The following is a 23,704-nucleotide window of genomic DNA, read 5'->3' on the forward strand; positions in this document are numbered from 1 at the left end:
TGGTGATCCGGATGTGAAGCCGTATTCGTGACGTGGTCACTTCACGACTCATGGCGCGGACATTTGACTCGTCGGCGATGTGATCGTCGAACGAGGGAGCCACCTCCTGTGAAAAGCGAGTGGAACACGAGAAGTGCCCCGAACGCGGGCAGAAAGAGACGGGTCCTGCCCCGGATCGCCCTGACGCTGGCCGGCCTGCTGGTCGCGGAGGGGGCGGTCACCGTGGCCACCACCGGCGAAGCCGTCAGCATGCCCGCCGGGAAGAAGGCGGCAGCGTTCCGCGCCGCCCCCGTCCCCGTCCCCGTGAAGAAGGTTACCGAGGCCGCCGACGTGAACGCGGCGCGGGTCGCGGCCCGGCTCTCGGGCAACCGCGTGGAGGTCCTGTCCGAGCGGACCGAGACCTCGACCACGTACGCGGAGCCGGACGGGAGCCTGTCGGCCGAGTTGTTCCAGGCACCGGTCCGCACCCGCGAGAGCGATGGCGCGTGGGCCGACATCGACACCGAGCTGGAGCGGGTCGGCCGGGACTACGAACCGCGTACGGCGCTCGCCGACATCACGGTGTCCGGCGGAGGCGGAGCCGAGCCCGGCCTGCTGGCCTCCGTCGAGCGTGGCGCGAAGTCGTTCGGCATGGGCTGGCAGGGGGCGCTGCCCAAGGCCGAGGTCGACGGTGACCTCGCCTCCTACGACCTGGGCGGCAGCCAGACCCTGACGGTGCGGGCGCTGGCCGACGGGTTCGAGCAGAACGTCGTCCTCGACATGGCACCGGCCCAGCCACCCGTCTACCGCATTCCGTTGCGGCTGAAGGGACTTGTGCTGTCCCGGGACCATGAGACCGGAAGGCTGCTGCTCAAGGACGTGGCGGGGAAGCTGACCGCCGAGGCACCGGCGCCGGTGATGTGGGACTCGTCCACCGATCCCGCGTCCGGCGAGTCCCGGCACCTCGCCCAGGTGGACACCAGCATCGAGACGGCGAAGGACGGCGCGCAGACGCTGGTGCTCAAGCCCGACCCGGAGTACTTCCGGACGTCCGGGCTCACCTACCCCGTAACCGTCGACCCGACCTCGACACTGGCGGCGTCCACCGACACCTGGGTGGCGACCAACTACCCCGACTCGCAGTCGTCGTCCAAGGAACTCAAGTCCGGTACGTACGACGCGGGCTCGACCAAGGCGCGGTCCTATCTGAAGTTCGACGTCGCCAAGTTCGGCGGGCAGAAGATCCTCTCGGCGAACCTGTCGCTGTACTCGTACTGGTCCGCGACCTGCGCCACCAGCGGCTCCGGTACGCAGATACGCCGGGTCACCTCGTCGTGGACGAACTCCGGACTGACCTGGGGAGCCCAGCCGTCCACCACCGACACCGGCGCGGTCACCAGTACCAAGGCGCTCGGATTCTCGTCGGCCTGCCCGGCGGGCACCGTCAACTTCAACGTCGCCGGCATCGTGCAGGCTTGGGCGGACGGGGCCGCCAACTACGGCGTGCAGGTGCGTGGCGTCACGGAGACGGATTCCACCACCTGGCGTCGGTACCGCTCGTCCAAGTACGCCGCCGGTGACAACGCGGTGGAACCGCATCTCACCGTGAAGTACAACTCGTACCCCGCGAAGCCCACATCAGTGGCCATCACTCCGTCGCAGGTGAACGCCTACAACGGCAAGCGGTACGTCACCTCCCTCACCCCGCAGCTCTCGGCCAAGGTGACCGACGCGGACGGCGACACGGTCAAGGCGCAGTTCGAGATCACCCCGGACCCCCAGTACACCGACGGGGCCGGATACGCGTACACCGCCACGAGTGCCGGGGTCGCCTCCGGCGGAACCGCGAAGATCACGGTCCCGGCGGCGAACGCCTTCCCGTCCGGCTCGCACCTGCGCTACCGGGTGCGGGGCTACGACGGCTCGCTGTACGGGGCGTGGACCGGCTACACCACCTTCGTGCTGAACACGGCGAAGCCTGCCGCGCCCGGCGTCAGTTGTGTCCCGTACACCAAGGACACCTGGACGGAGAAGAACGCCGACGGCGCCCAGTGCACCTTCTCCACCACCTCCACCGACGGCCAGGGGTATCTGTACGGACTGAACGACCCGGCCACCCCGAAGCGGATCGACGACACGGTCAAGGGCAGCGGCGGCATCCCGCTGACCGTCACCCTCAAGCCGGGCGACGGCTGGCACACCCTCTACGCGCGGACGATCGACTCGGGCGGCAATCTGTCCAACGCCACCACCGCGTACGAGTTCGGCGTCGGTGACGGCGCGGATCTGCTGACGCCCCGTGACGGCGACCGCCCGGCCCGGCGGCTGAGCCTCGGCGCGAAGGGCAAGCCCACCTACACCGGTGTCACCTACCAGTACCGGCGTGGGGAGACCGACGCCTGGGCCAACGCCCCGTTCGCCGCCGTCACCAAGGACGCCGACGGATCGAAGGTGACCGGCTGGCCTCTGGCCACCAGCGCCGGTGTGTCGCCGAAGTTGACGTGGAACATCACCGACAGCCTCGCCGAGGACGGCCCGGTCGACATCCGGGCGGCTTTCACGGACGGCTCGGTGACCCGCTACTCCCCGGTGGCGACCGTGACGGTCGACCGCAACGCGGGCACCGCGCCCAGCGAGTCGGCGGGTCCCGGCACGGTGAATCTGCTGACCGGCGACTTCACGCTCTCCGAGACCGACGCCTCGGCCTTCGACCTGTCGGTCACGCGCACCGCCTCCTCGCGCAAGCCCGATGCCGGGGCCGGGCAGAGCGGCCAGTTCCCGATCTACGGCAAGGAGTGGAGTGCGGGAACGGTCGCCGAGCTGACCGAGTCGGACTGGTCGTACCTCAAGCAGTCCACTGCGACCTCGGTCGCCCTGGTGGACGTCGACGGCGAGGAGACGGGCTTCACCAAGCTCAGCAACGGCGGCTGGAAGCCGGAGCCGGGCGCCGATGACTTCACCCTGACCGGTTCGCTGACCGGGTCCTTCACACTGAAGGACACCGAAGGCATGACCACGGTGTTCACCAAGCCGTCGGGCGCCACCACCTGGCAGGTCGCCTCCTCCGCCATGGACGGGCTCACCAACTCCACCACCACCGTGGTCTCCGAGACGCTGCCCGTGGGAACGGACAAACTGGTCCGCCCCGCCCGGATCATCGCGCCGACCACGGCCGCGTCCGCGAGCACCTGCACGGCGACGCCGTCCACCAAGGGCTGCCGCTCGCTGGAGTTCGTCTACGCGACGTCCACGACGGCCACGGGGAGCACGCTGGGCGACTTCAAGGACCAGCTCCGCGAGATCCGCCTCTGGGCCACGGCGCCGGGCGCGTCGGCGGCCACCGCGCAGGCCGTGCAGATGTTCGCCTACGACAGCGCGGGCCGGCTGCGGCAGGCCTGGCACCCGCAGATCTCGCCTGCCCTCAAGACGGAGTATGCGTACGACGGCGCGGGCCGGATCACCCAGGTGACGCCGCCGGGTGAGCTGCCCTGGACCATGACGTACGGCAAGGCGGGCAACGCGGCAACCGCCGGTGACGGGATGCTCCTGAACGTGTCGCGTACGGCCCTGAAGCAGGGCACGACCGCGACACCGGAGGGTACGGCGACCACGAGCATCGTGTACGACGTGCCGTTGACCGGCACCAAGGCGCCGTACGCGATGGGCTCGTCGGACACCGCGGCCTGGGGACAGAGCGCGGCGCCGACCGACGCGACCGCGGTCTTTCCTGCGGACGCCGTTCCCGCCTCCCACGCGGGTTCGGGGCTCGGCGCGGGCGACTACAAGCGCGCCACCGTCACCTACACCGACGCCTCCGGGCGTCAGGTCAACACCGCGCAGCCCGGCGGCCACATCTCCGCCACCGACTACGACCAGTACGGCAACACGGTGCGCGAGCTCACCGCCCGCAACCGGGAGACGGCCCTGGGCCGGACCGCGGCGGCGAAGGAGACCCTGGCCGACCTCGGCCTCGACGGACTGTCCTCGGCGGCGCGCGCCGAACTGCTCGGCACCCGCACCGTCTACGACGACAAGGGCATCAAGGAGCTGGAGGAGTTCGGCCCGGCCCGCCGCGTCGATCTGACGGCGCCCGTGACCTCGGGCTCGGCCACGCTCCTGCCGGCGGGCGAGTCGGTGGTGGCCCGCGCCTGGACGAAGAACACCTACGACGAGGGGCGTCCCGCGGACGGCACGGCGACGGTGGAGAACCAGGTCACCAAGGTCGTCACGGGTGCCCAGCTGCTGGACTTCCCGGCGATCCACGCCGAGCAGCGGGTGACGCAGACGACGTACGACTGGGTCAAGGGCCTGCCGACGAAGACGATCACCGACCCGTCCGGCCTCGCCCTGACCACCACCAAGGAGTACGACGCCCAGGGCCGTGTCACCAAGGAACTGCTGCCCGGCGCCACCGGCACGGATGCCGCCACTCGCGTCACGACGTACTGGTCGGCGACCGGTACGGGCACTTGCGCGGGGCGCCCGGAGTGGGCGGACCTGGTCTGCTCCACCGGACCCGCCGGGGCGGTCACGGGTGGTGGGAGCAACCCGAGTGGCCTGCCGGTGACCACCACCGAGTACGACTGGTACGGGGCGACGGCCAAGGCGGCGGAGACCGCCAACGGGGTCACCCGGACCACGACCACCACGTACGACGCCGCCGGCCGCACCATGAAGACGGCGACGACGGGCGGCCTCGGGGCGGCCGTGCCGGACGCCACGACCGAGTACGACCCGAACACCGGTCAGGCGGTCCGCGCGGTCTCCACGACCGGCGGCACGATCACCAAGGTGTTCGACAAACTGGGCCGTGAGGTGTCCTACACGGACGCGGACGGCGGGGTGACCACCACCGAGTACGACCTGCTCGGCCGCCGGACGAAGGTCACGGACTCCGTCCCGTCGACGGTGACGTACACGTACGACCACACCGCCGAGCCGCGCGGCCTGGCCACGAAGACGGTGGACTCGGTGGCGGGCGCCTTCACGACCGCGTACGACGCGGACGGCGGGGTGGCCACCGAGCGGCTGCCCGGCGGCTACACCCTCACCGTCGACCAGGACACCACCGGCACCGCGGTGGGCCGCACCTACACGCGGGACAGCGACGGTGTGCTGGTGACCTCGGACATGGTCTCCGAGTCCGTCCACGGACAGGTCACATCGCACACCGGCTGGTCGGCGCAGGCGTACGCGTACGACAAGGCGGGCCGGCTGACGTCGGTCGACGACACGGTGGGCGATGTGTGCACGCGCCGCGCCTACACCTTCGACAAGCGCACCAACCGGACCCGGCTGACGTCGTCCGCCGCGCCGGAGGGCGCCGACTGCACGAGCACGGGCACAGTCACGACGACGTCGCACGCCTATGACAGCGGCGACCGGCTCGTCGACGCGGGGTACGCGTACGACGCGTTCGGCCGTACCACGACTCTGCCGGGCTCGTCCTTCGCGTACTACGCCAACGACCTGGTCCAGAGCCAGAGCACGGACGACCAGCGCCAGACCTGGACGCTGGACGCGTCCCGCCGCTTCCGTGCCTGGACCGTCGAGACCAGCATCGACGACGAGTGGACTCGCGGTTCGTCCAAGCGCAACCACTACGACGGCGATGGGGACAGCCCGCGCTGGACGGAGGAGGACACGGCCGCGGGGGCGAGTGGCGCGGTGAGCCGCAATGTCGAGTCCGCGTCGGGCGACCTCGCCGCGACGACGGGTTCGGCGGGTGGCACCGTTCTGCAGCTCACCAACGTCCATGGCGACGTGATGCTCGCCCTCCCGCTCACGGAGGGGGACGACATCGTTGCGTTCGACAGTGACGAGTACGGCAATCCGCGGGCCGGTCAGCTGCCGGCGCGCTACGGCTGGCTCGGCGGCAAGCAGCGCTCGGCGGAGACGCTCACCGGGCTGACCCTGATGGGCGTGCGCCTCTACAACCCGGTCACCGGGCGGTTCTTGTCCATGGACCCGGTGTACGGGGGCAGCGCGAACTCCTACGACTATGTCCACGCCGACCCGCTCAACCGCTACGACCTCGACGGCAAGTGGTGGAGCTGGGCCAAGAAGAAGGCGGGAAAGGCGTGGAGAGGAACGCGCAGGCATTTCAGGAACAACTGGCGCACCTATGCCTCAGCCGGGATAGGAGTGGCCGGATTCGTTGGAGCGGGCTTCTGTGCGGCGAGCATCGTCTGTGGTGTCGCGGTAGGAGCGGCGGCCGGAATGGGAGCGTACGCGGCATCGAACGCCGGTACGCGGAACTGGCGCTGGGGGCAGTTTGCCGTGGCTGGCGGGGTCGGAGCCGTCGGTGGCGGTCTTGGCGTGAGGGTCAGCCAAGGGACATCGTTGGGCACCAGGGTTGCCATGTGGCGGCTGAGGGTGAAGTTGCGCGTCGCGAGGTGGCGGATGAACTGGAAGTGGCGAAAGTTCCGCTGATCTGACACCACCTGAGAGCCCCCGCAGCAGAAGAATCCGACAACAGACAAGGGAAGGACGGACAGACCGTGCGGAAACCTGAGCGAGGCGTGATGTTGATCTGGGGCGGCGTCGGCTGCGGACTCGCCGTGGCGGCCGTGGCCGTCGGCCTGGGTAGTGGATTGACCACCGCGCTGGTCGCGATTCTCTCCGTCATGGCCGGGATTCTCTGCCGGGGGCTCTTCGGAAGCCGGTATGGGAGCACGGAGGGGCAGGAGGCAGGTGAGAGGGCCGGACGGATCGGCGAACTCTACGAGATCACCCCGGAAAGCGGCTCGGACATCGCAGAGTTCTCCGCTGTCCGCCTCACTCCCTCCGGCATCCGCTACGTGCTCACGACCAAGAAGCCGCGCGGCGAGTTCGTGAAATCGATCGCGATGATCGAATCGAAGGACGACGGGCCGGTCGTGATGGAGATGTCGATACCCGTCGACACGGTCGCCGCGCTGCGACGAGTGGAGGACAAACCGGAAAGGGACCGGATTCTCGCGCGGTTCCTCGATTCACCAGTCCATTTCGCCGGCCGCACCCGCCGGGATCCCGGTCAGGGTGAGCGGAAGCGCGGGTGACGGGGCTCAGCGGACGTGACTGGCAGGCTGGCATGGCAGGAAAACGAGCGGAGGTAAGAGGGAGAGCGAAAATATGCGTTCACTGTCCTCACATCGGCTCGTCTGCCCGAAGGGCAGTTCTGGACGAACGACGGTCTGATGTCCGCCGAGGCGATTGACGGCCGGGGCGCGTGTCGCGTGTCTGAACGAGCGTCTCCTGGGCACGTTTGACGCCTGTCAGCCTCGGCTGTCCAGCCGAACACCCAGAACGGTGCAGCGGCGGGGCGGTGCTTCGAGTCCGGCGGCAGGTTCCTCCACTGTGCCGGGGCGGGCCGGGCCGGGCAGACCGTGGTGGGCGATGTCCGGAACCGGGACGCCGATCGCCGATGCCGGAATGACGGGAAGAGCTCATTGACGAACGATGGCCGTCGCTCGCTCCGCAGGAAGTACACAGGAAGGTCCAGTCACCGGTGACCGACGTCCAGCCTGTGAGAAGAAGGACCGATGCACCGATACAAGTTGACGTTTCTCCTGGTCTTCGTCCCCTCCATGCTGGGAAGCGGGACCAGCAGGTTCAAAGACTCCGGCTGGTCGCTGATATGGGGTGTGCTGGAAGTGGCCCTCGGTGTCGCGATCTCGGTGGGCGCGGTCGGAGAGATCCGGGCGGGAGCGCTCGCGAGCAGCGGGACGGGTGCCGTGCGCCGCGAGATTCCGGACCCGGACGTCATATCCATCCGTGTCGCTCCCCGATGCGCACCGCGTCGACGAGGGTGCGCGCGTGCAGTTTGCCCGTGGCGAGGGAGAGGTGGTTGCGGACGGTGCGTACGGAGAGGAACAGCTCGGCCGCTGTCTCGGCGGCGCCCATGCCTTGGGCGGCCAGGCGCAGGATGTCGGTCTCGCGTGGGGTGAGCGGGGATGCGCCGGCCGTGCTCTCCTCGGCGAGCAGGCCGGGGTCGTACACCGTGCCGCCTGCCGCCACCGTGTGGATCGCGACCAGCACCTGCCTGGCCGAGGCCGACTTCAGCAGGTAGCCGGCGGCGCCCGCTTCCCGGGCTGCCCGCAGATGTCCTGGCCGGTCGAGCACGGTCAGGATGAGGGTGCGGCATGACGGCAGTCGCTCGGTGAGCTGATGGGTCGTGCTGATGCCGTCCTGGCCCGGCATGGCCACATCTAATACCGCCACGTCGGGCCGGGCGGCCAGCGCGGCGGCGAGGACCTCGTCGCCGCGGGCGGTCTGGGCCACGACCTCGATGCCGGGCCGGCGCGCCAGCACGGAGACCAGTCCCTCCCGTACGACCGTCATGTCCTCGGCGATCAGCACCTTGAGCATGATCAAAGGATGTCAGCCGCTGCCTTCGGGCAGGTCCCCACCTGCGTCGTCAGGCCTGCTGGGACGCCAGAACCAGGGGCGGGCATCCGGCCCCAGCCCCACCACCGCCGGGCGCCTCCTGCCCCCCGCGTACAGCGCGGGACCGTCGAGCGCCACCGGTCCCCGGGTGCGTACGGACAGCCCCGCGCCGGTACGGAGCTGGATCCGGCCCTTCTCGGTGCGGCCCAGCAGCACCTGCCCGAACGGCGAACCGGCCACGGTCACCGGCCCGTACCCGTCGAAGTCGGTGCGTTCCTCCGCCGCCCCCGCGCGGACGACCGTCAGTGCGGCCCGCGCCGCCGCCCGGTACAGCAGCTCCACGGACCCGTCCGCGACGACCTGCGCGGCCGGCCCGTCGCCCGGCACCGGCGCCCCGTCGATCTGCGGATGGGCGGTCAGTCCGGCTCCGGGTGTCTCCTGAGTCCAGTGGTGCACCGCGTGATGCCCGGCGGCGAACACATGGACCAGGCCCTGTCCGTCCACCACGGCGCTCAGTCCGTCCTGGACCTGGCCGCCGCCGGTGTCCCGCCAGTCGCTCCACCGCCCGGACCGTTCCCGCACCCGCGTGCTCACGCCGTTGTCCGCGTTGCGTACGAAGAGATGGACCCGCCCGTCGGGTGCCGTCACCGCCACCGGGACGCCGATCCTGCGGCCGCGGTCCTGGTCCCGCTCCGGGTTGCCCAGCCCCCGCCAGGCGCGGAAGGCGCCTGCCGGAGAGCTCTCTTCGAGGAGCGCGATCTCCCGCTCGTCGGCCGCCCCGTGCCCGCCGAGCGCCGCGAAGCGCAGCCCGAACAGCAGCTGCCTGCCGTCCGCCGTCGTCGCTCCGCCGAGCACCGGCGCCAGCGGTCCGCCGCCGAGGTCGTCGGGATCGTCCCAGACCCCGCTGCCGGGTGCGCTCTCGCGCCACCGCACCGCCCGCAGTCCGAGGACTCCGTACGCGGTGAGCCGCCCGTCCGTTCCGGCGGCGAGGGTGGGGCGGGGGCCCGGGTAGCGGTAATGGGTGGAGCGGACCCAGCCCTTGCGGTTGGTCAGCGGCCTGTCGCCGCCCACGTTGTAGTCCCCGCAGCCCGCCACGTTCCCGCACCGCCAGTCGGCCTCGCCCCCGTACGGGACGAGGTGCGCCGCCTTCTCCTTCAGCACGCGGTACGGCAGGTTCTTCGGCCAGTGCCGGTTGTAGTAGCCGCGGTACGCCGTGGTGACGAACCGCGGCACGGGCCCACCGTCCCCGGTGGCGCGGGCTACCCACCGGATCAGCGCCGCCCAGGTGAACGAGGCGGTCGCGGTGTGGTCGGGGTGGTCGGAGTAGCCGGGCTGCTCGCTGTCCCGGCGGCGGGCGGCCTCGGTGCTGTGCTGGATGTCCGGGTCCGGATCCATGGTGTGGACGAGGGTCGGCCGGTAGTGGTCGAGGAGCCCGACGAGGACGTTGATCATCTTGTCGTACGTGTACGAGCCCACCCGCTTCAGCGGTGAGCCCTCGGCGACGACGGTGGGCAGGCCGAGCTCCCGGTCGTGCCAGAGGCTGGGCAGCCCCAGGCGGCCGCGGCCGGTGTGCATCGCCGTATTGAGGAAGATCAGCTCGACCCGGCGCCCGCCGTGCGTCAGGGTGTTGATCTCGGCCCGGAGTCCGTCCGCCGGCGCGATGACGGACTTCTGCCAGGCGGTGAACATCGGCAGCCCGAGCTGGATCGCGTACGACTGGCGCAGCCCCTGGTGCCGGGCGGAGGAGTACGCCGCCTTGTCGGCGGCGGGCCGCGGCGCGCCGGGAATCAGGTTGATGCCGACGGCCTCACCGGCGGTGAGGTACACACAGACCACCGGGGTCCCGGCGTCCAGAGCCTGCTGGGTGTCCGGGTTCATGAAGTACAGGTCGTCGTCCGGGTGGGCGAGGATCTGCATCAGCAGGGACTGCCGGGCGTCGCCGATCACCATCCCGGGCGTCGGATCGGGCATGGGGTCACTGCGCCGGGGGGCCGGTACGGAACAGGCTCCGACGCCCATCAGGGCGGCTGCTGCGGCGGCCGCCACGACGCTGCGCCGCCGCACCCCGGCACGGCCCGGTTCCAGGCCGAATCGATCCCTCACGCCCCGTGCTCCGTCCGCTCACTCCGTCGAAGCAGCCGGTCAGTGCCGCTTCCCGCGGCAGATTAGACGGGGATCGGAGCGGTCGCGATGTTTGTCGCGGCTACACGCCGGACCGGCGCACCATAAAGGCATCGATCGGGTCCTCGCCCGGTCCGGTCAGTGCAGGGTCGGCACGGCCCCGCCGTCGACGCGCGTGAGCGTGACCCCGGTGAGTCCCCGCAGTCGGCGCCCCGCGACGCCCTCGACCAGTGCGCGGTCCGGAGGGACCGGACCGAGACCGATCGCGTAGCGGACCGGGTCCGTGCCGAAGGGGCGGGGCCAGGCGTGGCACTCGGGGGCCATGTCCGACAGGTCGCCGAGCAGGGCGCGCATCCGGCCGCACACCCGGCTCTCGTCCGGTCCCGGGCGCACGGCCACGACCGCCCAGGCCGCGTGGCGGCGGTGCAGCGGCGGCGGCGACAGCAGCCCGGGGGAGCCCGTATCCAGCAGCTCCCAGGCACGGAACAGCTCCTGGGTGAGCAGGTCGCGCATGCCCGGCGTGACCTGGTCGGTGCAGGGGCGTACGGGCTCCGACGGAGTCGTGATCGTGACCGGCGGTTCCGGTGTCCGCGGTCCCGCCGTACCCACCGGCACGCGCCAGTCCCAGGCCGCCCAGGTCGCGAAGAAGTGCCGCAGCAGCGCGTCGGGCGACAGGTCATCCGCCCCGCGGACCGTACGGGCCGCCAGGACGGACCACGCCAGGCCGGGAAGTCCGCCGAACGGCGCCGAGTCCAGGCCACGTGCCTTCGCCCACGCCTTGACCTCCCGGGCCAGTCGCGCGAAAGCCTCCTGCCGGTCGCCCGCCAGGGCGAGCACCGCCTCCGCGTCGCTCACCGCGCTGAGCGCGACCGCCGCCGCCTCGCCCAGCTCCGCTCGGCGTCCCACCGCATCCGCCGGGTCCATCGGACCGGTGGGGACCACGACCAGGTCCACTCGCAGGCCGTCGACGTCCGTCCGCAGACCGGGGACCCGCGCTCCGGTCACCTCCCGGACGTCCGCCGCCTCCGGCAGCGCCGCCGCCAAGCGGGCTCGTACAACGGTCAGTTCGGCATCGCCCGGCAGCGCCGCCACCAGATCCAGATCCGCGCCGGGCAGGGCGCAGCCCATGCGCCGGGACCCGACGACATGGACGACCGCGCCTGCCAGTGCCTCGCGGACGCGGCGTACGACACCGGTGGCGTCCGCGACCGGGTGGGCGCCACCCGAGGCCGGGCCGGGGTTCCCGTGGCCGGGCGCGCGGGGCTCGTCCGCCGACTGTGCGTCCGGTACCCAGCGCACCTCGCCCGTTCCCAGCGCCACCGTCGCCCGTACCCGCATCGGCTCGTCGCCGCGGCGCGACAGCAGCGCCAGCTCCCCGACCCGGACCGGCATCGGCTCGAGCCGCCAGCCGCACTCGGCGGCCAGGGCGTGCGGGTCAGTGGTCCGGCCCAGGCTGAGGTGCGGGGTGAAGCCTCCGTGGTGGCCACGGCAGGTGGGGAACCGCCGCACCAGCTCCTCCCACAGGCCGGCCCACGGCTCCTCGCCCCCGGCCGCCGGGTCCAGCCACACTGTGGCCCCCTCGCGGTGCCCGAACCACTGCACACCCGCCAGCCGCGCATCGAAGGGCGCACACGCGGCGGCTGCGGCGGCGAGCAAAGGGGCCGCCTGCTCGAAGGTGTACTCGGGGACGAAGCCGAAGAGCAGATTGACGTGCGGCGGCCAGCGGCGGATCTGCGGGTCGTGGTCCCGCCGGATCGCCTGCAGCGGCGGCCAGAGCTCCTGCGGCGGGATCCATGCCAGTGCCGTACGGGCCGTGGGCGGTACGTCCAGGACCTCGGCGCTCTCCGTGACCACAGGGGCCAGTTCGGCCAGCACGCCGTAGTGGTCGGAGATGTACAGGCCCTCGGCCGTGGGGACGTCGCCGCGGAGTTCGGCGCGCCGCACCAGCAGCCCCTCGGCGCGCAGCAGCACCCGGTCCAGCCGGGACGCCCGCCCGCTCAGCGAGGAGACCGCGGCCAGCGGATTGACGCGCGGGTCGAACGTCGGCGTCGCGTCGTCCGGGCCGTGGGCCTCGCTCCACGCGTCGCGCATCCCGAGCACAGTGCCAGGCGCCTCGGTGCCGTCGTTGAAGTCGCCCATGAGGACGAGGTCGCCGTCGAGGGTTGCCAGACCTTCGGCGATCCGGGCCAGTTCGGCGTCCCGCCGCTGTGCGCCGTTCTCCGAGCGGTTGCTGCTCAGATGGGTCGCGGCGACGGTGACCGGCCCGGCGCCGGTCTCCACGACGAGGGCGACCACCGCCTTGTGCGGGCCGAGCGCGTGGTGTCCGGCCTCCCGCACGGGCAGCCTGCTCAGCAGCAGCACACCGCACTCGTCGACGTCCCGCGAGGCCGGCTCCGTCCCCAGGGTGTACGTCTCACGCACCCACGGCTCCTGGAGCAGCAGCGTGAGCAGCGAGGGCTCCACCTCCTGGAGCGCGACGACGTCGGCGTCGGCCTCGCGCAGCGCGGTCATCAGCAGCGGTCTGCGCACGGCGGTGCCGATGCGGTCGGCGTCGTAGCGGTCCCACAGGGTGTTCCAGGTCAGCACGCGCAGCCGTCCCGCGGGCCCGGCAGCCCGGGGCGTCCGCGCGGGGACCCAGTCGGCGCCGTCCCAGGCGTACGGCGTGCGGGCCGTGAAGAACGGCGCCCGCAGCCGGCGCGCCTCCCGCACCCGCCCGGCGTCCGTGTCGTCGATCCGGTCGACGCCCGTGGCCCGGTTCCATACGACCTCGCCGTCGGCCTCGAAGAACAGCACCCGGTGCCAGGGGATGTCGCCGCCCGGCACGAACTCGGGCAGCGGGATGCGCTCGGGCGGGGCGCCGCGCTGGTTGATCCCGACCACGAAACGGGCGGGGTCGAAGCGCGCGTCCCAGCGCACCCGGTGGTAGATCTCTTCGCTGGTGCGCACGGCTACGCCTCCTCCTCGATGGTCCCACTCGCCGTGGTCGGCGTAGGAGGGCGGGGGAGCGGCGTTCCAGCGGATATTCCTCCTGCGGTTCTCCCGGCGCCGCGTCGCAGGGCGTTGGGTGAGGCGCGGTTTGACACGCAACACCCGCGGGGTAACCTCTTCGGCCGGATTGGCCAGGCTCCCGTCGCGTATGGCACACTGACCAGGTTGCTCGGTTGAGTGTCAATGCTGCGCGCCTCCCGCCGGGAGGACCGGAAGCGAGTCCCACAGTACTCGTCGGCCCCATGTGGGCCGGACGTACGGGAATCTTTCGGGAAGCGTAAGTGGGGCGCCGACCAGGCACCCGGTGGGTGTTCCACCCCCGACGCTCTTGATTGAGCACAGCGCGGTCCACGGCCCGCACCCCCTTGGTTGGGAAATCCTTCGGGAGATCTGCGTAGAGGGGATGCGACACGCCCGACCGCGTGGGTCGGAGGAGGAGTTACGAGAACCCCCGGGTTCCAGAGCGTTACGAGAGACAGGACTACTAGTAGCCATGGCGGGACAGAAGATCCGCATCCGGCTCAAGGCCTACGACCACGAGGTCATCGACTCCTCGGCGAAGAAGATCGTCGAGACGGTGACCCGCACTGGTGCGTCGGTCGCGGGCCCGGTGCCGCTGCCCACTGAGAAGAACGTGTACTGCGTCATCAAGTCGCCGCACAAGTACAAGGACTCGCGCGAGCACTTCGAGATGCGCACGCACAAGCGCCTCATCGACATCCTCGACCCCACGCCGAAGACGGTTGACTCGCTGATGCGTCTCGACCTGCCGGCCGGCGTCGACATCGAGATCAAGCTCTGAGGTGACGCGCGAGATGGCTAAGAACATTAAGGGCGTCCTGGGCGAGAAGCTCGGCATGACCCAGGTCTGGGACGAGAACAACCGGGTTGTCCCGGTGACCGTCGTCAAGGCCGGGCCCTGCGTCGTCACCCAGGTCCGCACCAACGACAGCGACGGCTACGAGTCGGTCCAGATCGCCTTCGGCGAGATCGACCCGCGCAAGGTGAACAAGCCCCTCAAGGGCCACTTCGCCAAGGCCGACGTGACCCCGCGCCGCCACCTGGTGGAGCTCCGCACCCCTGACGCCAGCGAGTACACGCTGGGCCAGGAGGTCACTGCCGCAGTGTTCGAGTCCGGCGTCAAGGTTGACGTCACGGGCAAGAGCAAGGGCAAGGGCTTCGCCGGTGTGATGAAGCGTCACAACTTCAAGGGTGGCAAGGCGTCCCACGGTGCCCACCGTGTGCACCGTATGCCCGGCTCCATCGGTGGCTGCGCCACCCCCGGCCGTGTCTTCAAGGGCATGCGCATGGCGGGTCGCATGGGCAACGAGCGTGTCACCACCCAGAACCTGACCATCCACGCGGTTGACGCGGAGAAGGGTCTGCTCCTCATCAAGGGCGCAGTCCCCGGTCCGAACGGCGGCCTCGTCCTGGTCCGTACCGCGGCCAAGGGGGCTTGAGGTAATGAGCACCATTGACATCCTTTCGCCGGCAGGCGACAAGGCCGGTACCGTCGAGCTCCCCGCGGAGATCTTCGACGCGAAGACCAGCGTTCCGCTGATCCACCAGGTCGTTGTCGCTCAGCTGGCTGCTGCCCGTCAGGGCACGCACAAGACCAAGCGTCGCGGCGAAGTCCGTGGTGGTGGCCGCAAGCCGTACCGCCAGAAGGGCACCGGCCGCGCCCGCCAGGGTTCGACCCGCGCACCGCAGTTCGTCGGCGGTGGCGTCGTCCACGGCCCGCAGCCGCGTGACTACTCGCAGCGCACCCCGAAGAAGATGAAGGCCGCCGCCCTGCGCGGTGCCCTCTCCGACCGGGCACGCCACTCCCGTATCCACGTCGTCACCGGCGTGGTCGACGGTGCAGTTTCCACGAAGGCCGCGAAGACGCTGCTCGGCAAGATCTCGGAGCGCAAGAACCTGCTCCTGGTCGTCGACCGCGCCGACGAGGCCGCGTGGCTGTCCGCCCGCAACCTGCCCCAGGTGCACATCCTGGAGCCGGGCCAGCTCAACACGTACGACGTGATCGTCTCCGACGACGTGGTCTTCACCCAGGCCGCTTTCGAGTCCTTCGTGTCTGGCCCCAAGGCCGATGAGACCGAAGGGAGCGACGCCTGATGAGCGAGGCGACCGTAACCAGCAAGACCTTCACGGACCCGCGCGACGTTCTCGTCAAGCCGGTCGTTTCCGAGAAGAGCTACGCGCTGCTCGACGAGAACAAGTACACGTTCATCGTCGCGCCCGGCTCCAACAAGACCCAGATCAAGCAGGCCGTGGAAGCGGTCTTCTCGGTCAAGGTCACCGGGGTCAACACGATCAACCGGCAGGGTAAGCGCAAGCGCACCAAGACCGGTTTCGGCAAGCGCGCTGACACCAAGCGCGCCATCGTGACCCTCGCCGAGGGCGACCGTATCGACATCTTCGGCGGCCCGACCTCCTGACGGAGGTCGAGTCGTCCGGAATCGGACGAGGACTGAGAAATGGGTATCCGCAAGTACAAGCCGACGACCCCGGGCCGTCGTGGCTCCAGCGTCGCCGACTTTGTCGAGATCACGCGGTCCACGCCGGAGAAGTCGCTGGTCCGCCCCCTGCACAGCAAGGGCGGCCGTAACAACGCCGGTCGTGTGACCGTTCGCCACCAGGGCGGTGGCCACAAGCGCGCCTACCGAGTGATCGACTTCCGTCGTCACGACAAGGACGGCGTGCCGGCCAAGGTCGCGCACATCGAGTACGACCCCAACCGCACCGCGCGCATCGCGCTCCTGCACTACGCGGACGGCGAGAAGCGCTACATCATCGCCCCGCGTGGACTGACGCAGGGCGACCGGGTCGAGAACGGCCCGACGGCCGACATCAAGCCCGGTAACAACCTGGCGCTGCGCAACATCCCGGTCGGTACGACCATCCACGCCATCGAGCTGCGGCCCGGCGGCGGCGCGAAGTTCGCCCGTTCCGCGGGTGCCTCCGTGCAGCTGCTGGCGAAGGAGGGCACCATGGCCCACCTTCGTATGCCGTCGGGTGAGATCCGCCTGGTCGACGCCCGCTGCCGCGCCACGATCGGCGAGGTCGGCAACGCCGAGCAGTCGAACATCAACTGGGGCAAGGCCGGCCGTATGCGCTGGAAGGGCGTTCGCCCGACCGTCCGCGGTGTCGCGATGAACCCGGTTGACCACCCGCACGGTGGTGGTGAGGGCAAGACCTCCGGTGGTCGCCACCCGGTCTCGCCGTGGGGTCAGAAGGAGGGTCGTACTCGCTCGCCGAAGAAGGCATCGAGCAAGTACATCGTCCGCCGCCGCAAGACGAACAAGAAGCGCTAGGAGCGGGTTTAGATGCCGCGCAGTCTCAAGAAGGGGCCCTTCGTCGACGGCCACCTCATCAAGAAGGTGGACGTACAGAACGAGGCAGGCACCAAGAACGTCATCAAGACCTGGTCCCGTCGCTCGATGATCGTCCCGGCCATGCTGGGTCACACCATCGCGGTGCACAACGGCAAGATCCACGTCCCGGTGTTCGTCACCGAGTCGATGGTCGGCCACAAGCTCGGCGAGTTCTCGCCGACTCGCACCTTCCGCGGCCACGTCAAGGACGACCGGAAGTCGAAGCGCCGCTAACCGCGGGGTGGAACGACTATGACTTACACCGAAGGGACAACCATGGAAGCCAGGGCCCAGGCGCGGTACATCCGCGTCACGCCCATGAAGGCCCGCCGCGTGGTGGACCTCATCCGTGGCATGGATGCCACGGAGGCTCAGGCGGTCCTGCGTTTCGCCCCGCAGGCCGCGAGCGTGCCGGTTGGCAAGGTGCTGGACAGCGCCATTGCCAACGCTGCACACAACTACGACCACACCGACGCCTCTTCGCTGGTCATCAGCGAGGCGTACGTGGACGAGGGCCCGACCCTGAAGCGGTTCCGTCCGCGTGCTCAGGGCCGTGCCTACCGGATCCGTAAGCGGACCAGCCACATCACCGTGGTCGTCAGCAGCAAGGAAGGAACCCGGTAATGGGCCAGAAGGTAAACCCGCACGGGTTCCGGCTCGGCATCACCACGGACTTCAAGTCCCGTTGGTACGCCGACAAGCTGTACAAGGACTACGTCAAGGAAGACGTCGCCATTCGTCGCATGATGACGAAGGGCATGGAGCGGGCCGGCATCTCGAAGGTTGAGATCGAGCGCACCCGCGACCGCGTCCGCGTTGACATCCACACCGCCCGCCCGGGCATCGTCATCGGTCGCCGTGGCGCCGAGGCCGACCGCATCCGTGGCGAGCTGGAGAAGCTGACCGGCAAGCAGGTCCAGCTGAACATCCTCGAGGTCAAGAACCCCGAGGTGGACGCTCAGCTGGTGGCCCAGGCCGTCGCCGAGCAGCTCTCCTCCCGCGTCTCCTTCCGTCGTGCGATGCGCAAGAGCATGCAGAGCTCGATGAAGGCCGGCGCCAAGGGCATCAAGATCCAGTGCGGTGGCCGCCTCGGCGGCGCCGAGATGTCCCGCTCGGAGTTCTACCGCGAGGGCCGTGTGCCCCTGCACACGCTCCGCGCGAACGTCGACTACGGCTTCTTCGAGGCCAAGACGACCTTCGGCCGCATCGGTGTGAAGGTCTGGATCTACAAGGGCGACGTCAAGAACATCGCCGAGGTCCGCGCCGAGAACGCTGCTGCCCGCGCAGGCAACCGCCCGGCCCGTGGCGGCGCTGACCGCCCGGCCGGCCGCGGTGGCCGCGGTGGCGAGCGTGGCGGTCGCGGTCGCAAGCCGCAGCAGTCCGCGCCGGCAGCCGAGGCCCCCAAGGCCGACGCTCCCGCCGCCGCTGCTCCGGCTGAGAGCACCGGAACGGAGGCCTGACCGAAATGCTGATCCCCCGTAGGGTCAAGCACCGCAAGCAGCACCACCCGAAGCGCAGCGGTATGTCCAAGGGTGGCACGCAGGTTGCGTTCGGCGAGTACGGCATCCAGGCGCTGACCCCGGCGTACGTGACGAACCGCCAGATCGAGGCAGCTCGTATCGCGATGACCCGCCACATCAAGCGTGGCGGCAAGGTCTGGATCAACATCTACCCGGACCGTCCCCTGACGAAGAAGCCCGCCGAGACCCGCATGGGTTCCGGTAAGGGTTCTCCCGAGTGGTGGATCGCGAACGTCAAGCCCGGTCGGGTGATGTTCGAGCTGTCCTACCCGAACGAGAAGATTGCTCGTGAGGCGCTCACCCGCGCTGCTCACAAGCTTCCGATGAAGTGCCGGATCGTTCGGCGCGAGGCAGGTGAGTCGTGATGTCGGCCGGTACCAAGGCGTCCGAGCTGCGCGAGCTGGGCAACGAGGAGCTCCTCAACAAGCTCCGCGAGGCCAAGGAAGAGCTGTTCAATCTCCGCTTCCAGGCGGCGACCGGTCAGCTCGAAAACCACGGTCGGCTCAAGTCCGTCCGTAAGGACATCGCCCGGATCTACACCCTGATGCGCGAGCGCGAGCTGGGCATCGAGACGGTGGAGAGCGCCTGATGAGCGAGAAGACTGTGACTGAGACGAACACCGACCGCGGTTTCCGCAAGACCCGTGAGGGTCTCGTCGTCAGCGACAAGATGGACAAGACTGTCGTCGTCGCTGTCGAGGACCGCGTCAAGCACGCCCTGTACGGCAAGGTCATCCGCCGTACGAACAAGCTGAAGGCTCACGACGAGCAGAACGCTGCGGGCGTCGGCGACCGTGTCCTCCTCATGGAGACCCGGCCGCTGTCTGCGACGAAGCGCTGGCGCGTCGTCGAGATCCTCGAGAAGGCCAAGTAATTCCTGAGGGGCATTCCCCTCAGGCAAGTTCCGCCAGGCTCGGTGGGGTTCGACCCGTTCAGGGTTCGAACCCCACCGGGAACCGGCAGACGATCAGGAGATAGACGTGATCCAGCAGGAGTCGCGACTTCGCGTCGCCGACAACACGGGTGCGAAGGAAATCCTCACCATCCGTGTTCTCGGTGGTTCGGGTCGCCGCTACGCGGGCATCGGTGACGTCATTGTCGCCACCGTCAAGGACGCGATCCCCGGTGGCAACGTGAAGAAGGGTGACGTCGTCAAGGCCGTCATCGTTCGCACCGTCAAGGAGCGTCGTCGTCAGGATGGCTCGTACATCCGCTTCGACGAGAACGCCGCCGTCATTCTGAAGAACGACGGCGACCCCCGCGGCACCCGTATCTTCGGCCCGGTGGGCCGTGAGCTGCGCGAGAAGAAGTTCATGAAGATCATCTCGCTCGCGCCGGAGGTGCTGTAAGCATGAAGATCAAGAAGGGCGACCTGGTTCAGGTCATCACCGGTAAGGACAAGGGCAAGCAGGGCAAGGTCATCGTTGCCTACCCTGCTCAGGACCGCGTCCTCGTCGAGGGTGTCAACCGGGTCAAGAAGCACACCAAGGCCGGTCAGACGGCTCGCGGCTCGCAGACCGGTGGCATTGTGACCACCGAGGCCCCGATTCACGTCAGCAACGTTCAGCTGGTCGTGGAGAAGGACGGCAACAAGGTCGTCACCCGCGTCGGCTACCGCTTTGACGACGAGGGCAACAAGATCCGCGTTGCCAAGCGGACCGGTGAGGACATCTGATGACTGCCACCACTGCGCCGCGTCTCAAGACGCGCTACCGCGAGGAAATCGCCGGCAAGCTGCGTGAGGAGTTCTCGTACGAGAACGTCATGCAGATCCCCGGCCTGGTCAAGATCGTGGTCAACATGGGTGTGGGCGACGCTGCCCGCGACTCCAAGCTGATCGATGGCGCCGTGCGCGACCTCACCACGATCACGGGCCAGAAGCCGGCCGTCACCAAGGCCCGCAAGTCCATCGCGCAGTTCAAGCTGCGCGAGGGTCAGCCGATCGGCTGCCACGTCACCCTCCGCGGTGACCGGATGTGGGAGTTCCTGGACCGTACGCTGTCGCTCGCGCTGCCGCGTATCCGTGACTTCCGTGGCCTGTCGCCGAAGCAGTTCGACGGCCGTGGCAACTACACCTTCGGTCTCACGGAGCAGGTCATGTTCCACGAGATCGACCAGGACAAGATCGACCGGGTCCGGGGCATGGACATCACCGTGGTCACCACGGCGACCAATGACGACGAGGGTCGTGCCCTCCTTCGTCACCTCGGCTTCCCGTTCAAGGAGAACTGACCGTGGCGAAGAAGGCTCTGATCGCTAAGGCCGCCCGTAAGCCGAAGTTCGGCGTCCGCGGGTACACCCGCTGCCAGCGCTGCGGCCGGCCCCACTCCGTCTACCGCAAGTTCGGCCTGTGCCGCGTGTGCCTTCGTGAGATGGCTCACCGTGGCGAGCTGCCGGGCGTGACCAAGAGTTCCTGGTAAGTCTCCTTCGCCCTTTGGGCGTTGGGACTACCCGGAAGCTCTCGGTAAGCATCTGGTCGGCAGGAGTCCGGCCTCACATGCCGTAGGCTTGTGGGGTTGGGCGCCTGCCGCCCAAGACCGACTTACTACGCCGTAGGTCCCCGCACCGCACCCGTCCCGCCACTGAGTGGGGAGAGGGATGGCGCATACAGGAAACCCCGGCGAGAGAGGCCGAAGGCCAATTCATGACCATGACTGATCCCATCGCAGACATGCTCACGCGTCTGCGTAACGCGAACTCGGCGTACCACGACACCGTCGTGATGCCGCACAGCAAGATCAAGTCGCACATCGCGGAGATCCTCCAGCAGGAGGGCTTCATCACCGGCTGGAAGGTCGAGGACGCCGAGGTCGGCAAGAACCTCGTCCTCGAGCTGAAGTTCGGCCCGAACCGCGAGCGCTCGATCGCCGGCATCAAGCGAATCTCGAAGCCGGGTCTGCGTGTATACGCAAAGTCCACCAACCTGCCGAAGGTCCTCGGCGGCCTGGGCGTGGCGATCATCTCCACGTCCCACGGTCTCCTGACCGGCCAGCAGGCCAGCAAGAAGGGCGTAGGTGGGGAAGTCCTCGCCTACGTCTGGTAGTCGGGAACGGAGGAATAGCTCATGTCGCGAATCGGCAAGCTCCCCATCCAGGTTCCCGCCGGTGTGGACGTCACCATCGATGGCCGTACGGTCGCGGTGAAGGGCCCCAAGGGCACCCTCTCGCACACCGTTGCCGCGCCGATCGAGGTCACCAAGGGTGAGGATGGCGTCCTGAACGTCGTCCGCCCGAACGACGAGCGTCAGAACAAGGCCCTTCACGGCCTGTCCCGCACGCTGGTGGCGAACATGATCACCGGTGTGACCCAGGGATACATCAAGGCGCTCGAGATCAGTGGTGTCGGTTACCGCGTCCAGGCGAAGGGCTCCAACCTGGAGTTCGCCCTGGGCTACAGCCACCCGATCCTGATCGAGGCCCCGGAGGGCATCACCTTCAAGGTGGAGTCCCCCACGAAGTTCACCGTCGAGGGCATCGACAAGCAGAAGGTCGGCGAGACCGCGGCCAAGATCCGCAAGCTGCGGAAGCCTGACCCGTACAAGGCCAAGGGCGTCAAGTACGCCGGCGAGGTCATCCGCCGCAAGGTCGGAAAGGCTGGTAAGTAGCCATGGCATACGGCGTAAAGATCGCCAAGGGCGACGCCTACAAGCGTGCCGCCCTCAAGCGTCGCCACATCCGCGTCCGCAAGCACATCTCCGGTTCGCCGGAGCGTCCGCGCTTGGTCGTGACGCGGTCCAACCGCCACATGGTCGCTCAGGTCATCGACGACATCGCGGGCCACACGCTCGCGTCGGCGTCGACCCTGGACGTGTCCATCCGTGGTGGCGAGGGTGACAAGAGCGCCCAGGCCAAGCAGGTCGGCGCCCTGGTCGCTGAGCGTGCCAAGGCCGCAGGCGTCGAGGCCGTCGTGTTTGACCGCGGTGGTAACCAGTACGCCGGGCGGATTGCCGCTCTGGCTGACGCCGCCCGTGAAGCCGGGCTGAAGTTCTAAGCCCCGGTTCCTACGCACAGCGGACGTAACAGAGAGAGGTAAATCCAATGGCTGGACCCCAGCGCCGCGGAAGCGGTGCCGGTGGCGGCGAGCGGCGGGACCGGAAGGGCCGTGACGGCGGCGCAGCTGCCGCCGAGAAGACCGCGTACGTTGAGCGCGTTGTCGCGATCAACCGCGTCGCCAAGGTTGTGAAGGGTGGTCGTCGCTTCAGCTTCACCGCGCTGGTCGTGGTGGGCGATGGTGACGGCACCGTCGGTGTCGGTTACGGCAAGGCCAAGGAAGTTCCCGCGGCCATTGCCAAGGGCGTGGAAGAAGCCAAGAAGAACTTCTTCAAGGTTCCGCGTATCCAGGGCACCATTCCTCACCCGATCCAGGGCGAGAAGGCTGCGGGCGTCGTCCTGCTGAAGCCTGCTTCCCCCGGTACCGGTGTTATCGCCGGTGGCCCGGTGCGCGCCGTTCTGGAGTGCGCCGGCGTTCACGACATCCTGTCGAAGTCGCTCGGCTCCGACAACGCGATCAACATCGTGCACGCGACCGTGGCGGCCCTCAAGGGCCTGCAGCGTCCCGAGGAGATCGCGGCTCGCCGTGGTCTGCCGCTCGAGGACGTCGCCCCCGCGGCTCTGCTTCGTGCACGTGCGGGAGCGGGTGCGTAATGGCTCGCCTCAAGATCACGCAGACGAAGTCGTACATCGGCAGCAAGCAGAACCACCGCGACACCCTGCGTTCGCTCGGGCTCAAGCGCCTGAACGACGTGGTTGTCAAGGAGGACCGTCCCGAGTTCCGCGGCATGGCTCACACCGTCCGCCACCTCGTGACGGTTGAGGAGGTCGACTGACATGGCGGAGAACAACCCGCTGAAGGCCCACGACCTCCGGCCTGCCCCGGGCGCCAAGACCGCCAAGACCCGTGTGGGTCGTGGTGAGGCGTCCAAGGGTAAGACCGCTGGTCGTGGTACCAAGGGCACGAAGGCCCGCTACCAGGTTCCGGAGCGCTTCGAGGGTGGCCAGATGCCCCTCCACATGCGTCTCCCGAAGCTCAAGGGCTTCAAGAACCCGTTCCGCACCGAGTACCAGGTCGTGAACCTGGACAAGCTCGCGACGCTCTACCCCGAGGGTGGAGAGGTCACCGTGGCCGACCTGGTCGCCAAGGGTGCGGTGCGCAACAACCACCTCGTCAAGGTCCTCGGACAGGGCGAGATCTCCGTGGCGCTGCAGGTTTCGGTTGACGCCGTCTCCGGCTCCGCCAAGGAGAAGATTGCCGCCGCCGGCGGCACCGTCACTGAGCTCGTCTGAGACAACTCGGACAACTCGATGGCTTGAACATCCGACCGGGGATGCCTCTTATTTGGGGCATCCCCGGTTGGTCG

Annotated in this window: 26 protein-coding genes; 23 read left to right on the forward strand and 3 right to left on the reverse strand. The window is 69.0% G+C overall.

Annotated elements, in window-relative coordinates; translation table 11 throughout:
* Positions 1 to 108 precede the first annotated feature (108 nt).
* Both ACGFSA_RS04410 and ACGFSA_RS04415 read left to right on the forward strand, forming a co-directional pair.
* The gene (locus ACGFSA_RS04410) at positions 109 to 6,411 is read left to right on the forward strand and encodes a DNRLRE domain-containing protein (RefSeq protein WP_393299524.1); all 6,303 of its coding nucleotides are present in this window, start codon (positions 109 to 111) and stop codon (positions 6,409 to 6,411) included.
* A gap of 137 nt (positions 6,412 to 6,548) precedes the next feature.
* Positions 6,549 to 7,019: a hypothetical protein gene (locus ACGFSA_RS04415; protein WP_393299527.1), complete on the forward strand. Its 471-nt coding sequence runs from the start codon at positions 6,549 to 6,551 to the stop codon at positions 7,017 to 7,019.
* Between the two features lie 703 nt (positions 7,020 to 7,722).
* Here the strand turns inward: ACGFSA_RS04415 and ACGFSA_RS04420 are convergent.
* From ACGFSA_RS04420 to ACGFSA_RS04430, 3 genes are all read right to left on the reverse strand, one after another.
* Positions 7,723 to 8,328: a response regulator transcription factor gene (locus ACGFSA_RS04420; protein WP_393299530.1), complete on the reverse strand. Its 606-nt coding sequence runs from the start codon at positions 8,326 to 8,328 to the stop codon at positions 7,723 to 7,725.
* 12 nt (positions 8,329 to 8,340) lie between these two features.
* On the reverse strand, positions 8,341 to 10,365 hold the full coding sequence (locus tag ACGFSA_RS04425) for a PIG-L family deacetylase (protein WP_393300264.1): 2,025 nt from the start codon (positions 10,363 to 10,365) through the stop codon (positions 8,341 to 8,343).
* A 240-nt stretch (positions 10,366 to 10,605) separates the two neighbouring features.
* On the reverse strand, positions 10,606 to 13,413 hold the full coding sequence (locus tag ACGFSA_RS04430) for a poly(A) polymerase (protein WP_393299533.1): 2,808 nt from the start codon (positions 13,411 to 13,413) through the stop codon (positions 10,606 to 10,608).
* A gap of 535 nt (positions 13,414 to 13,948) precedes the next feature.
* On the opposite strand from ACGFSA_RS04430, the gene rpsJ reads away from it, so the two are divergent.
* The 21 genes from rpsJ to rplO all read left to right on the forward strand — a co-directional run bounded on the left by rpsJ (position 13,949) and on the right by rplO (position 23,630).
* Positions 13,949 to 14,257 carry a 30S ribosomal protein S10 gene (gene rpsJ / locus ACGFSA_RS04435; RefSeq protein WP_003948644.1) on the forward strand — a complete coding sequence of 103 codons (309 nt, stop codon included), beginning with the start codon at positions 13,949 to 13,951 and terminating at the stop codon, positions 14,255 to 14,257.
* A gap of 13 nt (positions 14,258 to 14,270) precedes the next feature.
* A complete protein-coding gene (gene rplC / locus ACGFSA_RS04440; RefSeq protein ID WP_030914132.1) occupies positions 14,271 to 14,915 on the forward strand; it encodes a 50S ribosomal protein L3 in 645 nt (214 codons plus the stop codon).
* A 4-nt stretch (positions 14,916 to 14,919) separates the two neighbouring features.
* The gene (gene rplD, locus ACGFSA_RS04445; protein WP_358856903.1) at positions 14,920 to 15,570 is read left to right on the forward strand and encodes a 50S ribosomal protein L4; all 651 of its coding nucleotides are present in this window, start codon (positions 14,920 to 14,922) and stop codon (positions 15,568 to 15,570) included.
* On the forward strand, positions 15,570 to 15,893 hold the full coding sequence (gene rplW / locus ACGFSA_RS04450) for a 50S ribosomal protein L23 (protein ID WP_037688005.1): 324 nt from the start codon (positions 15,570 to 15,572) through the stop codon (positions 15,891 to 15,893). The genes rplD and rplW overlap by 1 nt, the downstream gene beginning before the upstream one ends.
* A gap of 39 nt (positions 15,894 to 15,932) precedes the next feature.
* Complete coding sequence (rplB, locus tag ACGFSA_RS04455) at positions 15,933 to 16,769, forward strand: 50S ribosomal protein L2 (RefSeq protein ID WP_266982598.1); 837 nt, start codon at positions 15,933 to 15,935, stop codon at positions 16,767 to 16,769.
* 12 nt (positions 16,770 to 16,781) lie between these two features.
* Positions 16,782 to 17,063 carry a 30S ribosomal protein S19 gene (gene rpsS / locus ACGFSA_RS04460; RefSeq protein WP_003966956.1) on the forward strand — a complete coding sequence of 94 codons (282 nt, stop codon included), beginning with the start codon at positions 16,782 to 16,784 and terminating at the stop codon, positions 17,061 to 17,063.
* Positions 17,064 to 17,105: 42 nt separating this feature from the next.
* On the forward strand, positions 17,106 to 17,453 hold the full coding sequence (gene rplV, locus ACGFSA_RS04465) for a 50S ribosomal protein L22 (protein ID WP_004571827.1): 348 nt from the start codon (positions 17,106 to 17,108) through the stop codon (positions 17,451 to 17,453).
* Positions 17,453 to 18,289 carry a 30S ribosomal protein S3 gene (gene rpsC, locus ACGFSA_RS04470; RefSeq protein ID WP_037688007.1) on the forward strand — a complete coding sequence of 279 codons (837 nt, stop codon included), beginning with the start codon at positions 17,453 to 17,455 and terminating at the stop codon, positions 18,287 to 18,289. Before rplV ends, rpsC begins: the two co-directional genes overlap by 1 nt.
* A 5-nt stretch (positions 18,290 to 18,294) precedes the next feature.
* The gene (rplP, locus tag ACGFSA_RS04475; protein WP_014047785.1) at positions 18,295 to 18,714 is read left to right on the forward strand and encodes a 50S ribosomal protein L16; all 420 of its coding nucleotides are present in this window, start codon (positions 18,295 to 18,297) and stop codon (positions 18,712 to 18,714) included.
* On the forward strand, positions 18,714 to 18,938 hold the full coding sequence (rpmC, locus tag ACGFSA_RS04480) for a 50S ribosomal protein L29 (protein ID WP_015035581.1): 225 nt from the start codon (positions 18,714 to 18,716) through the stop codon (positions 18,936 to 18,938). Before rplP ends, rpmC begins: the two co-directional genes overlap by 1 nt.
* Positions 18,938 to 19,222 (forward strand): 30S ribosomal protein S17, encoded by a 285-nt coding sequence (gene rpsQ / locus ACGFSA_RS04485; RefSeq protein WP_030977953.1) that lies wholly within the window; start codon positions 18,938 to 18,940, stop codon positions 19,220 to 19,222. Before rpmC ends, rpsQ begins: the two co-directional genes overlap by 1 nt.
* 106 nt (positions 19,223 to 19,328) lie before the next feature.
* Positions 19,329 to 19,697: a 50S ribosomal protein L14 gene (rplN, locus tag ACGFSA_RS04490; protein WP_003966950.1), complete on the forward strand. Its 369-nt coding sequence runs from the start codon at positions 19,329 to 19,331 to the stop codon at positions 19,695 to 19,697.
* A 2-nt stretch (positions 19,698 to 19,699) separates the two neighbouring features.
* Positions 19,700 to 20,023 (forward strand): 50S ribosomal protein L24, encoded by a 324-nt coding sequence (gene rplX / locus ACGFSA_RS04495; protein ID WP_003966949.1) that lies wholly within the window; start codon positions 19,700 to 19,702, stop codon positions 20,021 to 20,023.
* Positions 20,023 to 20,580 (forward strand): 50S ribosomal protein L5, encoded by a 558-nt coding sequence (gene rplE / locus ACGFSA_RS04500; protein WP_037688009.1) that lies wholly within the window; start codon positions 20,023 to 20,025, stop codon positions 20,578 to 20,580. The genes rplX and rplE overlap by 1 nt, the downstream gene beginning before the upstream one ends.
* A gap of 2 nt (positions 20,581 to 20,582) precedes the next feature.
* On the forward strand, positions 20,583 to 20,768 hold the full coding sequence (locus ACGFSA_RS04505) for a type Z 30S ribosomal protein S14 (protein ID WP_003948630.1): 186 nt from the start codon (positions 20,583 to 20,585) through the stop codon (positions 20,766 to 20,768).
* A gap of 224 nt (positions 20,769 to 20,992) precedes the next feature.
* Positions 20,993 to 21,391, forward strand: coding sequence for a 30S ribosomal protein S8 (gene rpsH / locus ACGFSA_RS04510; protein ID WP_366073125.1), 399 nt, complete (start codon positions 20,993 to 20,995; stop codon positions 21,389 to 21,391).
* A 21-nt stretch (positions 21,392 to 21,412) separates the two neighbouring features.
* A complete protein-coding gene (gene rplF, locus ACGFSA_RS04515; protein ID WP_366133248.1) occupies positions 21,413 to 21,952 on the forward strand; it encodes a 50S ribosomal protein L6 in 540 nt (179 codons plus the stop codon).
* Positions 21,953 to 21,954: 2 nt separating this feature from the next.
* Positions 21,955 to 22,338, forward strand: coding sequence for a 50S ribosomal protein L18 (gene rplR, locus ACGFSA_RS04520; RefSeq protein WP_030914149.1), 384 nt, complete (start codon positions 21,955 to 21,957; stop codon positions 22,336 to 22,338).
* A gap of 47 nt (positions 22,339 to 22,385) precedes the next feature.
* The gene (gene rpsE / locus ACGFSA_RS04525) at positions 22,386 to 22,991 is read left to right on the forward strand and encodes a 30S ribosomal protein S5 (RefSeq protein WP_030914151.1); all 606 of its coding nucleotides are present in this window, start codon (positions 22,386 to 22,388) and stop codon (positions 22,989 to 22,991) included.
* Positions 22,991 to 23,173, forward strand: a complete 183-nt coding sequence (gene rpmD / locus ACGFSA_RS04530; RefSeq protein WP_030914154.1) for a 50S ribosomal protein L30 — start codon at positions 22,991 to 22,993, stop codon at positions 23,171 to 23,173. Before rpsE ends, rpmD begins: the two co-directional genes overlap by 1 nt.
* A 1-nt stretch (position 23,174) precedes the next feature.
* The gene (gene rplO / locus ACGFSA_RS04535; RefSeq protein ID WP_037688017.1) at positions 23,175 to 23,630 is read left to right on the forward strand and encodes a 50S ribosomal protein L15; all 456 of its coding nucleotides are present in this window, start codon (positions 23,175 to 23,177) and stop codon (positions 23,628 to 23,630) included.
* Positions 23,631 to 23,704 lie beyond the last annotated feature (74 nt).

It is taken from the genome of Streptomyces sp. NPDC048496, assembly GCF_043200055.1.
Classification (GTDB): Bacteria; Actinomycetota; Actinomycetes; order Streptomycetales; family Streptomycetaceae; genus Streptomyces.

Coding starts and splice junctions, on each gene's coding strand:
- rpmC (WP_015035581.1), top strand. CDS start 18,714: ATGTCGGCCGGTACCAAGGCGTCCGAGCTGCGCGAGCTGGGCAACGAG.
- rplV (WP_004571827.1), top strand. CDS start 17,106: ATGGAAGCCAGGGCCCAGGCGCGGTACATCCGCGTCACGCCCATGAAG.
- rpsS (WP_003966956.1), top strand. CDS start 16,782: ATGCCGCGCAGTCTCAAGAAGGGGCCCTTCGTCGACGGCCACCTCATC.
- rplE (WP_037688009.1), top strand. CDS start 20,023: ATGACTGCCACCACTGCGCCGCGTCTCAAGACGCGCTACCGCGAGGAA.
- rplC (WP_030914132.1), top strand. CDS start 14,271: ATGGCTAAGAACATTAAGGGCGTCCTGGGCGAGAAGCTCGGCATGACC.
- rplX (WP_003966949.1), top strand. CDS start 19,700: ATGAAGATCAAGAAGGGCGACCTGGTTCAGGTCATCACCGGTAAGGAC.
- rpsQ (WP_030977953.1), top strand. CDS start 18,938: ATGAGCGAGAAGACTGTGACTGAGACGAACACCGACCGCGGTTTCCGC.
- rpsJ (WP_003948644.1), top strand. CDS start 13,949: ATGGCGGGACAGAAGATCCGCATCCGGCTCAAGGCCTACGACCACGAG.
- rplR (WP_030914149.1), top strand. CDS start 21,955: ATGGCATACGGCGTAAAGATCGCCAAGGGCGACGCCTACAAGCGTGCC.
- rplO (WP_037688017.1), top strand. CDS start 23,175: ATGGCGGAGAACAACCCGCTGAAGGCCCACGACCTCCGGCCTGCCCCG.
- ACGFSA_RS04425 (WP_393300264.1), bottom strand. CDS start 10,365: ATGGGCGTCGGAGCCTGTTCCGTACCGGCCCCCCGGCGCAGTGACCCC.
- rplB (WP_266982598.1), top strand. CDS start 15,933: ATGGGTATCCGCAAGTACAAGCCGACGACCCCGGGCCGTCGTGGCTCC.
- rpmD (WP_030914154.1), top strand. CDS start 22,991: ATGGCTCGCCTCAAGATCACGCAGACGAAGTCGTACATCGGCAGCAAG.
- ACGFSA_RS04420 (WP_393299530.1), bottom strand. CDS start 8,328: ATGCTCAAGGTGCTGATCGCCGAGGACATGACGGTCGTACGGGAGGGA.
- rpsH (WP_366073125.1), top strand. CDS start 20,993: ATGACCATGACTGATCCCATCGCAGACATGCTCACGCGTCTGCGTAAC.
- rplW (WP_037688005.1), top strand. CDS start 15,570: ATGAGCGAGGCGACCGTAACCAGCAAGACCTTCACGGACCCGCGCGAC.
- rpsE (WP_030914151.1), top strand. CDS start 22,386: ATGGCTGGACCCCAGCGCCGCGGAAGCGGTGCCGGTGGCGGCGAGCGG.
- rplP (WP_014047785.1), top strand. CDS start 18,295: ATGCTGATCCCCCGTAGGGTCAAGCACCGCAAGCAGCACCACCCGAAG.
- rplD (WP_358856903.1), top strand. CDS start 14,920: ATGAGCACCATTGACATCCTTTCGCCGGCAGGCGACAAGGCCGGTACC.
- rpsC (WP_037688007.1), top strand. CDS start 17,453: ATGGGCCAGAAGGTAAACCCGCACGGGTTCCGGCTCGGCATCACCACG.
- rplF (WP_366133248.1), top strand. CDS start 21,413: ATGTCGCGAATCGGCAAGCTCCCCATCCAGGTTCCCGCCGGTGTGGAC.